This window comes from Paraburkholderia sp. RL17-381-BIF-C, from assembly GCF_046026435.1.
In the GTDB taxonomy this organism is placed as follows: domain Bacteria; phylum Pseudomonadota; class Gammaproteobacteria; order Burkholderiales; family Burkholderiaceae; genus Paraburkholderia.
Map to the genome: position 1 here is coordinate 19493 of NZ_JARESX010000014.1, position 14497 is coordinate 33989.

Genomic DNA, 14497 nt, shown 5'->3' on the forward strand with positions numbered 1-14497 from the left:
GAATGAGGCGTCGCATCGACTGCTTCATGAGTGGTGCGTGCGAGGCATCGCACCTTCAGTCGCCGCTGGCGTATTCACGGCGGCCGCCCTCGCCGCTCTGGCCGCGAGCCGAGGACGGGTTTCTCCAAGCGGCCCCATCCGGGCGAACAATCCATCTATGAGACCCAGCGCAATCGCATTCAGTTTGTCGAGCTTGTGTTTCTCCAGCAGCACGATCTGCACGATCTGCCATAGCGTCAACAGGTTCGGTACGACCGCGACCGGCAGACGCAGTCCATATTGCAGCGCCAGCTGCATTGCGTTACGCGCACTGTAGTAGCGGCGAAATGCAGGGTGATTCATCGTCGTCACTTCGAAGGGGCCTAATTGATGGCGGTGGCGCGTGCCGATCCGATGCGACAGCACCAGCGACGGCACGACATAGACAGGCACATTGCGCAGCAGCGCACGCAGGCAATACTCGGTGTCCACGTGATCGATGAACAGCGATTCGTCGAAGCGGCCGAGCCGCGCGAACGCTTCACGCGAAATCACGCAACCCGACGAGATCAGGAACGCGCAGCGCTGCAAGCCGGCATCCATGCGCAACGACAATCTTTCGACACCCAGACCGCTGGTCGACAGTTCCGGCAGAAAGCGTTGATCGTTTTCATCGAAGATGCGCGGGCCGGCCATGAACGCAGTACCGTTCACCGACGCACACCGGTCGCGCATCACGTCGAAATAGCCGGACGGCGCTTCGGAATCCTGGTCGAACAGCGCGACCGCATCCGCGCCCCGCTCGAACAGCACACGCAGGCCGCAGTTGAATGCACCGGCAATGCCGTGGCGATTGCCGTGATGCAGCAGCTCGATCCCTGCTTCGCCCAGCACCAGGGCCGCGCGACTGTCCGGCTGCGGAGAATTGTCGACCACCAGCAGGCGGTCGCACTCGTCGCGCATCGCCACGGCTCGCATCAACTGCGCCTCGCCCGGATGAAACAGGATGATCAACGCGCCCAGGATCGTCATGACTCTGCTCCTAGTGACCTAAGGTCATCGCGGCGCCGCGTTTGGGACGCGTCAGCCACATCATCGCGGCGAGCACGAGGCAGGTGATGCTCGCCATGTAGAACATGTCGCCGGTCGCCATCATGTACGCCTGTTGCTGCACGATATGGTGCAACGTGCTCAGTTCGCGCGCGCCGTCGATACCCATGCCGTGCAGGATCTGAACGAAGCGCTGCGTGTTGCCGGACGACTTCGCCACCGACTGCGCAACCACGTCGTAGTGATACAGCGCGCGGTTGTCCCACAGCGTCACGCTCATTGCCGTACCGAAGGCCGCCGACAGCGTGCGTAGAAAGTTCGACAGACTGGACGCCGCAGCGAGTTTGTCGTCGGACACGCGTGAGAGCGTCGCGGCGGTCAACGGAATAAAAAAGCACGGCAGGCCGATGCCCTGAATCAGGCCAGGCGTGATGATCTGCGTAAAGGTCATCGTCAGCGTGAAGTGCGCGTCCCACCACAGCACGCCCGCAAAGATCAGAAAGCCGAACGTAGCGAGCACGCGTGCGTCGAAACGCGCCGAGAAAATGCCGACGAGAATCGAGAACACCAGCGCGAGTATGCCGAGCGGAGCAGTGGCGAGCCCGGCCTGAAACGCGGTGTAGCCCATCACGGCCTGGAGCCACAACGGGAAGATCACGCCGACTACCGAGAAACTCATCATCCCGAGTGAAATGATCAGCACGCAAAACGAGAACGTGCGGTCGCGAAACAGGCTGAGATCGATCACTGGATCCTTCTCGCCCGCTTCCCAGATCAGCAGCGACACGATCGCAAGCGCGGCGACGATCGCGAGCGTCAGGATCAGCGGCGAATCAAACCAGCCCCGGTCATGGCCGAGATCGAGCACGGCCTGCAACGACCCGACGCCGACGATCAGCAGCACGATGCCCGGCAGATCGACCGGCGCGGCTTTCGCACCGTGCGCGTTGCGGGTATCGGGACGCAGCAGTGTCATGCACACCGCGAACGAAAAGATGCCGATCGGCAGATTGATCAGGAAAATCCACGGCCACGAGAAACTGTCGATAATCCAGCCGCCGACCACGGGCCCGAGGATCGGCGCGAGCAGCACGGTCATCGCCCACAGCGCAAGAGCCACCACGCGCTTGTCGGGTGGGAACGTACGCAACAGGATGGTTTGCGAGAGCGGCACCATCGGCCCCGAAAAAAGGCCCTGCAATGCGCGGCACACGACCAGCAGATGAAAGTCGCCGGCCACGCCGCAGAGCAGCGACGTCAGCGTGAAAAGAATCACCGCCGCGAGAAAGAGGCGGGTTTCGCCGAGACGTCGCGAAAGCCATCCCGTCAGCGGCACGGCGATCGCGGCCGCGACGGAGTAGGAACTGATCACCCACGTGCCCTGGCTATTGGACACGCCGAGGCCACCCGAAATGGCGGGGACCGCCACGTTGGTCACCGTCGAGTCGAGCACCTCGATGAACGTTGCGAGCGAAAGCGCAAAGGTGAGCAACGCGAGGCGGGCGCCGCGCATGGTTCGATTGTTGTGCTCGTTGTGCTCGTTGTGCTTTTCGCGCCCGCTGTCCACGCCGGCGCGCGCGTCACGGCCCGAGCCGCCTCGCGCGCCAAGGCTTGACCCGGCGCCCTCAGGCATTCGCGCTGCGGCGCTCATACGCCCTGCCCGCTCAACGCCAACGCGGGCGACAACACGCGAGTGTCGGCGGGCACACGCAAGCCCGTTTGCATGAATCCCTCGATCTCGCGCGCCGCCGCTTCGCATCCATCCGGCGACGCGGCGAGCCGGTCGTGCACGCGCCCACACTGCGTCGCGAGCGACGGACTCCCGAGCACCTGCCTGAGCGCGCGGGTCAACGTCCGCGCCTCGATCGGTCCATCCACCCGAACCCCGCACCCACTCGCGACGACGCGCTGCGCGTTGTCGAACTGATCGTGTGCGAATGGCGTCACGACTTGAGGGATACCGGCGGCATACGCCAGCGCCGCCGTGCCAATGCCGCCGTGATGCACCAGCGCGCGACAACGCGGTAACAGCGTCTGCAGCGGTACATAGCGGCGCTCGATCAACGTGGAGAACGAACTCGCCTCATTCGCAGCAGCGCGATCCTCGACAGGCGCGTCGGGCCGCAAAAGAATGCCGCGCAACCCGCTCTCGCGGAGCGTGTCGCGCACCGCTCGCGCATAACGCGCCTGATCGATCAACGTCGAGCCCGCCGTGAACACCACGGGCCGTTCGCCCGCGGCGAGAAACGCGTCGAGTTGCGGATCGGGTGCGCACGCAACGGTGTCGTTGAACAGCGGAAAGCCGCTCATGCGATACGGAGCCGGCCAGTCGGGCTGCGGCTGCGCGAACCAGTCGGGAAAAAGACAGAGCACGCGATCGGTCGAATGCAACCATTGGCCGAAGATGCGCGTGGCCGGTTCGAGACCCAGCTCCGCGCGCAACGCGTTCAGCGCCGGACCGCACACCTTGTCGAGCGCGTACCGTTCGATCGAATGCATCAGCGCTGCCTTTACCGCGAGCGGCAAACGTCGTGGAATGGTGAGCCGCGGATGGGTCGGCGGAGCGTGCGCGGAAAGCAAGGTGGACGGCGACACCTGCACGGACACGAACGGCACCCGGTATAGCTCCTGCATCAGCCGGGCGGAAAAAGCCCATAACGTGCCCACCAGCACCGTGTCGGGAGTGGTCAGTGATGCCAGCGTGTCGAAATGCGCTCGCAGGGTCGGCGCAATGACCGCCCACAAGGTGCGAAACGACGTGCGCGGATTCCATAGCGCCGGATTCGCCATCGCGTCGGCGTAGTCGGCCGCTGTGCCGATCGGCACGAACATGAAGCCGCGGCGCGTCGCCGCTGCCGCGAACGGCGGATGCGTGCAGAACACGATCTCGTGTCCGCGCGCCGCGAGTGCCGCGCCGATGCCGAGCAGCGGATGCACGTCGCCCGCGGAGCCGATTGCGGTGATGATGACTCTTGTCATGCCCGGCGGCTCAGAAGAGACCCGGGATCAACGCAGCGACGTCGCGGCGATACTGCGAATAGGCGCGGCCGAAGTGGCCGGTCAGCCAGCTCTCCTCCACCCGCACCTTGTACGCGAGCGAAGCGAAAATCAGTAGCAAGCCGAGCGCGCCGCGCCATTGCATGCCGATCAGCACGCCGCCCGCGAGCGCCAGCAGGCAACCGGTGTAGATCGGGTGCCGTACGAGCCCGTACGGGCCGCTGCGCACCAGTTCATGATCTTCCTTCAGCGTGACCGACACGCTCCAGTTGGTGCCAAGATGCAGGCGCGCCCACACTGAAAACGCGAGGCCGGCAAGCAGCACGGCAAGGCCGGCGCATTGCAGCGCACCGATCGAATGCGAGTCGAACGACCACGCCGCGGCATTGAAGTCCGGCAGCACGATTAGCGCGCCGCCGGCGATCAGCGGAATCGACTGCAAGGTGCGCGACACGGATGCCTCTTTTCGCGCGGTCTCCTTGACCTGGTTCGACGTGGCGATCCAGTACAGCAGCCACACTGTCCACGGTACGACGATGGCGATGCTCTGAGCGATATTCACGATGGTTCGACCTGTTAGAACGAGTGATCGGCAGCGGCCTGCAACGCGGGAGTTGCGACGTTCGCGATGGCGGGTTCGGGCACGAGCGGGAGCGAAGCGCGGCCGCTCGGCCCGTCGAAGCAGTCGAGCGCGCGCACGGGTTGCTGAACCGGCGCGGCGCCGAAGTAATCCATAATCGCCGTGCGCACCTGACGCAGCGCGGCGCGCCCTTCCAGATCGAGGAAATGCCCGGCCTGATCGATGGTCGCAAACTCCGCACGCTTCAGATGATGGCCGAGCGAGCGGACATCGTCGGGCGTGGTGTACGCATCGAGCTCGCCGTTGATGAACTTCAGTCCGCAGTCTATGTTGCTGAATTCGTGCAGATACTGCTCCGGGCGAATCGCCAGAATCTGGTCGACATGAAACGCCACCTGGTGCTGCTCGTCACGCGGCAGCGTCGACAGGTAGCGGTAGTTGTAGAGCTTCATGATCCGCGGCAAATGACAGCCCACAGTGTCGTTGAGCAGTTGCGCGGCCTTCAGGTTTTCGCCCGCGGCGATGTAGTCGCGCGCCGCGGTCACGTACGCGGTCATGGCCTCGTTGAGCAGCGGCGAGAACGACGCGATCACCGCGCGGCGCACGCTCGTGCGCGCTCGCGAGAGCGCAAGCAGCGACGCCACGCCGCCCCAGGACACCGATAACAGGAAGCCCGGCTCGAATAAGCCGATGAGATACAACAGAATGTCGACTTCATCGTCTTTGGTAAGAATGAAGCCGCATTCGTTATGCGCTTTCGATTGCCCCGCATAGGGCAAATCGAAACAGATTGGGTTATAGCGTTCGCCGAGGTATTTGATTGTCTGTCCAAACGACGCCGTGGTGGCTAACGCGCCGTTGATCAGAATGACACTCTCGAAGGCCGGATCGAATACGTGACGTTCAACGTAGACTTTCAGGCCCGCCGGTAGCGGAACAAGGAGTTTTTCGATGGGCATGGCGTATTCGCAGGCACTTGCGCAAGGCAAATGCGTACTGACACCGCGTCCGCGCGAGCGAACGCCTTGCGGCCGTACTACCGTGGATCAGGCCCATGCGACTTGCCATTACACCTTTACGCCGGCAAATCCGATCCGCGACGACCGCTGCTACACCGAACACACGCATCGCCGGACATGATGCCTGCCCGCTCCCCGCAGCGCGCCTGACCTCAGGCCGCTTCAATCGAGCGTTCGATGCCTCGTGATATTTCTTATATTTAATTGAAAAGCATTACTTCAATCGCTACTGCTTGTCATTCGTCGACGCCAGTCTTGCCGCTTTGCGTGAAGCCTTGATGTCAACATACGATAACGGAATGCTTTTTAACATGTTTCAAAAATAAAAGCTAAAAAATCATTGAGCGAATGTTCGAAATCGGCAAGTGAAATATTATTGAAAGGATGCGCTCGAGAGGTAGTCCGCGAGGCGAATCAACATCGCATCGCAATCGCGCATTTGCTCGACGGTGACAAACTCGTCGGGCTTATGTCCCTGGTCCATACTGCCCGGGCCGCAGACCACCGTGGGAATGCCGGCCTGCTCGAAGAGCCCACCCTCGGTGCCGAATGCGACCGTGCCGAATTCAGTCGAGCCGCTGAGCAGCGCGAGAAGCCGCGCCGCTTCGCTATCGGGCGATGTCGCCAATCCCGGATAGGCGGAAAGCGGCTGAAGGCGGATGCCGGTGTCGGACTTCACGGCTCGCATCTTCGGCAGCAACTCGGCTTCGGCGTAAGTTTGCAACTGGTCGGCCACCGTGTGCGCATTAAAGCCCGGCAGCGCGCGCACTTCGAAGTCGAATTCGCATTCGGCCGGCACGATGTTGAGCGCACGGCCGCCTTTGATCACACCCGTCTGCACGGTCGAGAACGGCGGATCGAAGCGTTCGTCGTGATGCTCGGGTTGCGCCAGCTGTTCGCCGATTTCTTCAAGACGACTGATCATCCGCGCCGCGTATTGAATCGCGTTGACGCCATAAGGCGCGTAAGCCGAATGACAAGGCGCGCCTTTCACGTGACAGCGCATTGCCAGTTTGCCCTTGTGACCCAGCACCGGCTTGAGCCCGGTAGGCTCGCCGATCAGACACAGAGCCGGCTTGTGCGGCCGCTGCTCCAGGTCCGCCAACATGGAACGCACGCCGAGGCATCCTACTTCCTCGTCGTACGAGAACGCGAGGTGCACCGGCAGCTTCAGTTCCCGTTCGATGAACATGGGCACCGCCGCCAGCACCGAAGCGATAAAGCCTTTCATGTCGGCCGTGCCGCGGCCATACAGCCGCCCTTCGCGTTCAGTGAGACGAAATGCATCGACGGTCCATGGCTGGCCGTCAACAGGCACCACGTCGGTGTGCCCGGACAGCACGACGCCGCCTCCCTCACACGGACCGATGGTCGCGAACAGATTCGCCTTGGTGCGCTCGGCGTTGTAGAACAGCTCGCACTCGACACCCAGTTCCTCGAGGTAAGTCCGAATGAACTCGATCATCTCCAGATTCGAGTCGCGGCTGACAGTGGCGAAACTGATCAGCCGCTCTAGCAGCGCACGGCTCGATCGGTCATTCATTGCCTGGCACTCCGTAGCTGGGCGCGGCGGTCGGATTCAACGCGCGAGTGATGTAGTCCTGCATCTGCGGCCGATAAGCCTGCCATAGACCGTCGAGCTGACCGATGGGATCTTCATTCGCCCAATCGACGCGCAAGTCGACGATCGGCCAGCTCGGCTCGCCCACGATCTTGAGCGCCGCGGAATGCACGGGGCCTGCTTCGCCGCCGGCAGCCATCGCGGCATGCATGGCCGCGAGCAGGCGCTCGGCCAGCGTGCCGGCTGCCTGCTCGAACGCAGGAACCATCGCCTCGATCACTTCGACACCGGCGAGCATGTTGCCCGCCGCGACGCATTGCGCGCCGGCAACAGCGTGATAGGCGCCCAGCGCTTCCTTGCCGCTGAAGAAAGCCGTGCGGCCCTGGCTATCGATCACCGTCACCTGCCTGTACTCGCTCCACTCGCTCCCGCCGAGCGCTTGCTCCAATGCCGCGGCCGGATCCAACTGTCCGTTCTCCAGAAGATCGAGAACCTGCGGGCCGAGCGCAGGCAGCGTGACGTTCTGCGTCGCCACCGCGCCCACGCCTGCGCGCACCCACGGGCATCGCGCGCCCACCGCGATACTGGACGAACTGATCGCGATGCCAAGCTGCCCGGACTTGGCACACCGTCCGACGATAGAGAATGTCATGTCCCGCTCCTTAAGCCGCCGGCGGCGTCCATCCATCCGGAATGACGGCGACGACATCGATTTCCATCAACCACTGCGGCTGACCCAGTGCGACCACCACGAGGCCCGTGGAAATCGGAAACACGCCCTTCAGCCACTTGCCGACTTCCTGATAGACCGGCTCGCGATAACGGATGTCTGTCAGGAACGTCGTCGTCTTGACGACGTGCGACAAATCGCTGCCCGCCTCCTCGAGCAACTGCTTGACGTTCTTCATTGCCTGCTCGGCCTGAGCGCGCGGATCGCCGAGGCCGACCAGACGGCCGTCGAAATCCGTGCCCACCTGACCGCGCACATACACGGTATTGCCGGCGCGCACGGCCTGACAAAGATCGTTGTCGAGTGTCTGGTTCGGATACGTATCCTTCGTGTTGAACATGCGGATACGGGTGTGCGTAGGTTGGCTCATCAATGCACCTCAATGCTAGGAAGAAATGGATCGCGGATTAAAGACGCATGCACATCAGTTCAGCCCATCGCGCTGACTTTATGAACAGGTGAATGGCCGGAAGTATTGTCACCGCTTTCGTCGCGGCCGTGCTGTGCATCTGGCTGCGCACCGTCGTAATACGCGAGATATTTGCGCTGCGTGATGATGTGATCGGCGATGTGCTTCGCGTCGTGCCACACGCCCCAGATAAACGCAGAGCCACGACGCGACAACCAGGGCAGTCCGAGGAAGTAAACGCCGGGTTCCTTCGACACGCCGCGCTGATGTTTCGGCTTGCCCTTTTCATCGAAAGCGTCGACGTTCAGCCAGTTGAAATCGAGCGCATAGCCGGTTGCCCAGACAATCGACGTCACGCCGGCTTTAGCCAGATCGAGATCGTGCAACGGATGCGTCACGCAATCCGGATCCGCGGGAATGATGCGGGCTTCGGGCTCCTCCGGAAGATCGAGGCCATTGCGGGCCGCATAAGCGTCGGCCGCGTCCAGCAGCGACAGATAGTTCTCGTCGCCGCGCGCGATGTTCTCCGCCAGATCCGTTTCGAAAGTCGCCACGCCATGCTCGAACGATTTCGTCAATCCGACGAGCGTGATGCCCTGCTGCGCGAGACGCCGGAAGTCCACCGTATGGCCTCCGCGCGCGCCGCTCACCGCAATGGTGACGTGTTCCCTGCCGGGCTTCATGACTTCCGCGTCCCATTCGCCGAGCACGCCCAGCCACCAGCAGAAATCGCGGCCGCGATAGGCGCGCGGCGGGCGATCATGCGCGCCAACCGACAGATAGACGCGCTTGCCCGCGCGTTGCAACTCGTCGGCGATCTGCACGCCTGACGATCCCGCGCCCACCACCAACACGCCGCCCTCGGGCAATTGTGCGGGATTGCGGTAGTCGGCGGAATGAATCTGCGTGAGACTCGAATCCTGCGGCGCGATCGGCGGAATCACCGGGCGTTGAAAAGGGCCGGTGGCGACCACCACGCGATTGGCCTCGATCGTGCCCTCCGATGTTTCGATCGTGAAGCCCTGCCGTCCCGCATTGCGCACGACCTTCCTGACTTCTACGCCGGTGCGAATCGGTGCATCGAACTTCTTTGCATAGGCGACGAAATAGTCCGCGACCTGCTCTTTCGGCGCGAAACCGTTAGGGTCGACCTCCGCGAACTCGAGATTGGGAAACCGATCGTGCCATGCGGGGCCGTTGGCGACCAGCGAATCCCAACGTCCCGTGCGCCAGCGCTCGGCGATTCGATCGCGCTCCAGGACGAGGTGTGGCACGCCGAGCCTGCTCAGGTGTTCGCTCATGGCGATGCCGGCCTGGCCGGCACCGACCACGAGCGTATCGATTGACGTTGTTTCCACTGTCATGGCTGTGTCCTTCTGAATGGCGGAATGTTTCGATTCGGCTGCGGCCTCGCGGCCTTCAAGCGCTCGCAACCGTGGCGGACCCCAGTCGTGTTTTCCGATGGCGCGTACCGCCTTGGGCCGTTCGTGTCGGTGAAAATCTACGCGCCCCTCCCGAATCTGAAAAATATATTTAAAAAATGCATAGCATCGGATTTTCCTATGCATGTCTTTTTGGCCGCCGCACAATCCCATCATTGAAGGCCCTGAGATGGAGCGTTGTCGATGGAGAGCCACCCCCTGCGCTACTCGTTGCGCCAGTTGCGTTATTTCGTGGTCACGGCGGAGGCGCTGTCCTTCACCGCCGCCGCGAAGCGTCTGCATATTTCGCAGCCGTCCATCTCGACGGCGCTCGCGGACCTCGAAGTGTCGTTCGGTGTGCAACTGTTCATACGGCATCACGCAAGCGGACTCTCGCTCACGCAAGCGGGACGCGATCTGCTTGGGCAAGCGCGCAATCTGCTGAAGATTGCGGAAGAATTGCAGATGGCCGCGAAGGAAATGGACGGCGGCATGACGGGCGCCATCGCGCTCGGCTGCCTCGTTTCGCTCGCGCCGCCGCTCATGCCGAGGCTCATCAGCCGCTTCACGGCCGAGCACTCGGGCATTTCGTTCCGCACTGTCGAAGCGCATCAGGACGGCCTCCTGCGTGGCCTGCACGACGGTTCGCTCGACATCGCCCTCACCTATAGCCTCGACCTGACCGAGGACATCGCCTTCACGCCGCTGCTGTCGCTGCCGCCTTATGCGATTCTGCCGCGCACGCATCGCCTCGCGCGCGCCCGCAAGGTATCGCTCGCGGATCTCCTGCCCGAGCCATATGTAATGCTCGATCTGCCACACAGCCGCGAGTATTTCGCCGCGCTCTTCGATGCGGTGGGCAACCGCCCTGTGCCCGCGTACCGCTCGTCACAGCCTGAGGTCGTACGCGGCATGGTGGCCAACGGTCTCGGCTATAGCCTGCTCAATTTTCCGCTCAAATCGAATCGCACCGTGGACGGTGAAGAGTTCGTCATTAAACGTTTCAAAGACAACGTCAACGCCACGATGCTCGGCATTGCGCAGTCACGTACGATGAAACCGCGCCAGGTCGTGCATCGCTTCGCGTCGTTCTGCGAGACGTACATTCGGCGACTGCATCTCGACGATTGATCGGCAAAGCGCGCTTACACGCGTCGAACGGGCCGCCGCTGTATAGGTAAAAACTTTGCTTTGTATCTAAAAACAATATTTTGGCTTGCAATTTGGCTTGATAGATTTGTGTCCATGTTGAGCGCCACGCCACAAAGCCTCGTGCTGGTGCGCTCTTACCGTGATGAACCCAGGAGGACACCATGGCCCACCCGTCAGAGACGATTGCAGTGCAAGCGCTGGTCGACGAACTGCAGACGGGTTGCGAGCGGTCATTCGGCGATGCGCATGCAATGCCACCCGGTGTCTATACGTCGCCTGAATTCCTCGCGCTGGAAGAGCGCACGATCTTCCAGCGCGAATGGCAATGCGTGGGCCGCGCCAGTGCGCTCAAAGCGCCAGGCGATTACCTGACCACGCGTATCGGCGCACAACCGATCGTGATCTTGCGCGACGAACAGATGCAGCTCAAGGCGATGTCGAACGTGTGCCTGCATCGCATGTCGGTGCTGCTCGAAGGGCGCGGCAATGTGCGTCGCATCGTCTGCCCGTATCACGCGTGGAACTATTCCCTCGACGGCGCGCTGCAAGGTGCACCGCTCATGGACCGGCAAGCGGGCTTCTGCAAGGAAGCCTACAGGCTGCCCGCCGTGCGTTGCGAAGAATGGCAAGGCTGGCTCTACGTCACACTCGACCAGAACGCGCCGCCCGTCCATCTTCAACTCGCCAAACTGGGCGAGCTGGTTGGCGCATACGGCATGTCCGACTACATTGAAACCTTCTATGAAGAGCACGTGTGGGACACGAACTGGAAGATCCTCGCGGAAAACTTCATGGAGAGCTATCACCTGCCGATGCTGCATCGCGCGACGGTAGGCCCGCATTCGCGGCTCGACGAAATGGAATGCCCGCCGGGCTACCCGGCCTTCAACTATCACTGGATCACGAAGGAAGCGAGCTTGCCTATCGGCAATGCGCATCCGGATAACACACGTCTCACGGGACACTGGCGCAAGACCACGGCACTGCTCGCCATCTACCCGACGCATCTCGTCACGCTCACGCCGGGTTACTTCTGGTATCTCGTGCTGCAGCCTCAAGGCGTGGGGCGCGTGCATATCCGCTTTGGCGGCGGCCTTGCGCCCGAATTCATCGCCGATCCCGCGGCCAACGCGCACATGACGACGTTGAAGAAGCTGCTCGACGAAGTGAACGCCGAAGACAAACGCGGCGTGGAAGCCGTCTTTCGCGGCGTGCATGCGCCGCTCGCGAAACCCGGCCATCTGAGTCATCTCGAACGCCCGAACTACGATTTCGCGCGCTATCTTGCGAGCAAAGTCGCCACGGCGACACTCGGCGCGCACTGAACCCGCTTCACCGACAGGACGCAATCACGATGTCAAACCCTTCCTTCATTTCGTTCTCGGGCGTGAGCAAAACGTATGACGGCACGCAAAATGTCGTCGACGATTTGAACCTCGACGTGCGCAAGGGAGAATTCCTGTCGCTGCTCGGCCCGTCCGGCTCGGGCAAGACGACCACGCTCATGATGCTCGCGGGATTCGAATCGCCCACGCACGGCGAGATCCGCCTGGATGGCCGCAGGCTCGACGACAAGCCGCCGCATCAACGCGACATCGGCATGGTGTTTCAGAACTACGCGCTCTTTCCGCATCTGACGATTGCGGAGAACGTCGCGTTTCCGCTCTCCGTGCGGCACGTGAGCCGCGCTGAACAGAAAACGCGCGTGAAGCGCGCACTCGAAATGATCGAGCTGCCGCATCTGGCGAACCGGCGCCCCGTGCAACTCTCGGGCGGACAGCAGCAGCGCGTGGCGCTCGCGCGCGCGCTCGTGTTCGAGCCGAGCGTCGTGCTGATGGACGAACCACTCGGCGCGCTCGACAAACGCCTGCGCGAAACCATGCAATACGAAATCATGCGCCTGCATCGCGAGCTGTCGCTCACGATCGTCTATGTGACGCACGATCAGGCCGAAGCGCTGACCATGTCCGATCGCGTCGCCGTGTTCTCCGACGGCCGCATCCAGCAAGCCGCCACGCCGAGCGAACTCTACGAGAACGCGCAGAACGCGTTCGTCGCCAACTTCGTCGGCGAGAACAACGGGTTGAGCGGACGTGTCGTCAATGTGGGCGACGACTGGGCGACGCTCGCGCTGTCGGACGGCAGCGTGATTCGCGGCCGTTGCGAACCCGGCCTGCGCGCGGGCGACGAAGCGATGCTCGCGTTGCGCCCCGAGCGCGCGCATATCCCGAGCGCGGAAGGCCTGCACGTCGACGAAAACAGCAACGTGGTGCGTGCGCGCGTCGAGGAACTGGTGTATTGCGGCGATCACCATCGCGTCCACCTGAAGCTCGGTTCGCGCGATTCCCTCGTCGTGAAAGTGCCCAACACGCAGCGCCACGCGCTGCCTTCGCCCGGCAACGAGATCGACGTCGCCTGGCGCCACGACGACTGCAAGATTCTCGCGGCGGCCGCGCCACGCAGCGCGCCCACGCTCCACGTATCCACACCGCCGTCACCTTCCATCATCACTACAGCAGCCGCAGGAGCCAACTGAAATGCGCACTCTTCACAAAGCACAAAGCGCCGCACTCGCCGCACTCGCATTCGCCACCGTGACCGTCCAGGCCGCGGAGACGCTCTCCGTCGTGACCTTCGGCGGCGCATATGAAGCGGCCGCGAAAAAGGCCTATTTCGAACCGTTCACGCAGGCCACCGGCATCGGCTTTTCGACCGAATCGTACGACGGCGGTCTCGCCAAGCTCTCCGCCATGGAGCAGGCGAAGAACACCACGTGGGACCTGATCGACCTCGAAACGAACGACGCGATCACCGCCTGCGACGAAGGCCTCCTGCAGAAGTTCGACAAGAAGTCGCTCGGCAAAACGAGCGACTTCATTCCCGGCTCGATCAGCGATTGCGCGGTCGCGAGCATGGTCTGGTCCACGGTCTATGCGTACGATGCCAGCAAGCTGAAGACCGCCCCGACCACCGTCAACGACTTCTTCGATCTGCAGAAATTCCCCGGCAAGCGCGGCCTGCGCAAATCGCCAAAGGTAACGATGGAATGGGCGCTGATCGCCGACGGCGTCGATCCGAAGGATGTCTATAAAGTGCTCGGCACGCCCGCCGGCGTGGATCGCGCGTTCAAGAAACTCGACACGATCAAGAAGAGCATCGTGTGGTGGGAGTCGGGTGCGCAGGCGCCGCAGTTGCTCGCGGACGGCGCGGTCGTGATGACGCAGGCCTACAACGGCCGTATCGACGACGCAGCGAAGAAGGACAACAAGCCGTTCAAGGCCGTCTGGGACGCACAGGTCTACGACTTCGACTGGTGGGGCGTTCCGACAGGCGCGAAGCATGCCGACGCCGCTGCGAAATTCATCGTCTCCGCCTCGCAGCCGAAGGCGTATGCGGACCTGTCGAAGTACATCGCCTACGCGCCGCCGCGCAAGGACGCGATCGCGCTGGTCGACAAGCAGCGCCTCGCCGATCTGCCGACCTCGCCGCAGAACTTCAAGCGCGCGCTGCAGATCAACGCAGGCTTCTGGGCCGACAACGCGGACCAGATCAACAAGCGCTTCCAGGTCTGGCTGACGCAATAAACCCATCGTCCGACG

13 protein-coding genes are annotated in these 14497 nt (G+C 62.6%); 4 read left to right on the forward strand and 9 right to left on the reverse strand.

The window, feature by feature from the left end; translation table 11 throughout:
- Positions 1-24: 24 nt before the first annotated feature.
- The 9 genes from P0D70_RS11500 to P0D70_RS11540 all read right to left on the reverse strand — a co-directional run bounded on the left by P0D70_RS11500 (position 25) and on the right by P0D70_RS11540 (position 9689).
- Entirely contained in the window at positions 25-1011 is a 987-nt protein-coding gene (locus P0D70_RS11500) for a glycosyltransferase family 2 protein (RefSeq protein WP_408184568.1), read from the reverse strand.
- Between the two features lie 10 nt (positions 1012-1021).
- Positions 1022-2542, reverse strand: a complete 1521-nt coding sequence (locus P0D70_RS11505; protein WP_408184636.1) for a DHA2 family efflux MFS transporter permease subunit — start codon at positions 2540-2542, stop codon at positions 1022-1024.
- A gap of 134 nt (positions 2543-2676) precedes the next feature.
- Complete coding sequence (locus P0D70_RS11510) at positions 2677-4008, reverse strand: glycosyltransferase (RefSeq protein WP_408184569.1); 1332 nt, start codon at positions 4006-4008, stop codon at positions 2677-2679.
- A 10-nt stretch (positions 4009-4018) separates the two neighbouring features.
- Positions 4019-4588 carry a methyltransferase family protein gene (locus tag P0D70_RS11515; protein WP_408184570.1) on the reverse strand — a complete coding sequence of 190 codons (570 nt, stop codon included), beginning with the start codon at positions 4586-4588 and terminating at the stop codon, positions 4019-4021.
- A gap of 14 nt (positions 4589-4602) precedes the next feature.
- A complete protein-coding gene (locus P0D70_RS11520; protein WP_408184571.1) occupies positions 4603-5565 on the reverse strand; it encodes an alpha/beta fold hydrolase in 963 nt (320 codons plus the stop codon).
- A gap of 433 nt (positions 5566-5998) precedes the next feature.
- A complete protein-coding gene (gene argE / locus P0D70_RS11525) occupies positions 5999-7168 on the reverse strand; it encodes an acetylornithine deacetylase (protein WP_408184572.1) in 1170 nt (389 codons plus the stop codon).
- A complete protein-coding gene (locus P0D70_RS11530) occupies positions 7161-7838 on the reverse strand; it encodes a DUF1028 domain-containing protein (RefSeq protein ID WP_408184573.1) in 678 nt (225 codons plus the stop codon). The genes argE and P0D70_RS11530 overlap by 8 nt, the downstream gene beginning before the upstream one ends.
- 10 nt (positions 7839-7848) lie before the next feature.
- Positions 7849-8286 carry a RidA family protein gene (locus P0D70_RS11535; RefSeq protein ID WP_408184574.1) on the reverse strand — a complete coding sequence of 146 codons (438 nt, stop codon included), beginning with the start codon at positions 8284-8286 and terminating at the stop codon, positions 7849-7851.
- 59 nt (positions 8287-8345) lie between these two features.
- Positions 8346-9689, reverse strand: coding sequence for a flavin-containing monooxygenase (locus tag P0D70_RS11540; protein WP_408184575.1), 1344 nt, complete (start codon positions 9687-9689; stop codon positions 8346-8348).
- 261 nt (positions 9690-9950) lie between these two features.
- Between P0D70_RS11540 and P0D70_RS11545 the strand changes: the two genes are divergently transcribed.
- The 4 genes from P0D70_RS11545 (at position 9951) to P0D70_RS11560 (ending at position 14482) form a co-directional block, all read left to right on the forward strand.
- Positions 9951-10877, forward strand: a complete 927-nt coding sequence (locus tag P0D70_RS11545) for a LysR family transcriptional regulator (RefSeq protein WP_091792817.1) — start codon at positions 9951-9953, stop codon at positions 10875-10877.
- A 182-nt stretch (positions 10878-11059) separates the two neighbouring features.
- A complete protein-coding gene (locus P0D70_RS11550; RefSeq protein WP_408184576.1) occupies positions 11060-12223 on the forward strand; it encodes an SRPBCC family protein in 1164 nt (387 codons plus the stop codon).
- Positions 12224-12252: 29 nt separating this feature from the next.
- Positions 12253-13434: an ABC transporter ATP-binding protein gene (locus P0D70_RS11555; protein WP_408184577.1), complete on the forward strand. Its 1182-nt coding sequence runs from the start codon at positions 12253-12255 to the stop codon at positions 13432-13434.
- A gap of 1 nt (position 13435) precedes the next feature.
- A complete protein-coding gene (locus P0D70_RS11560; RefSeq protein ID WP_091792814.1) occupies positions 13436-14482 on the forward strand; it encodes an ABC transporter substrate-binding protein in 1047 nt (348 codons plus the stop codon).
- Positions 14483-14497: the final 15 nt, after the last annotated feature.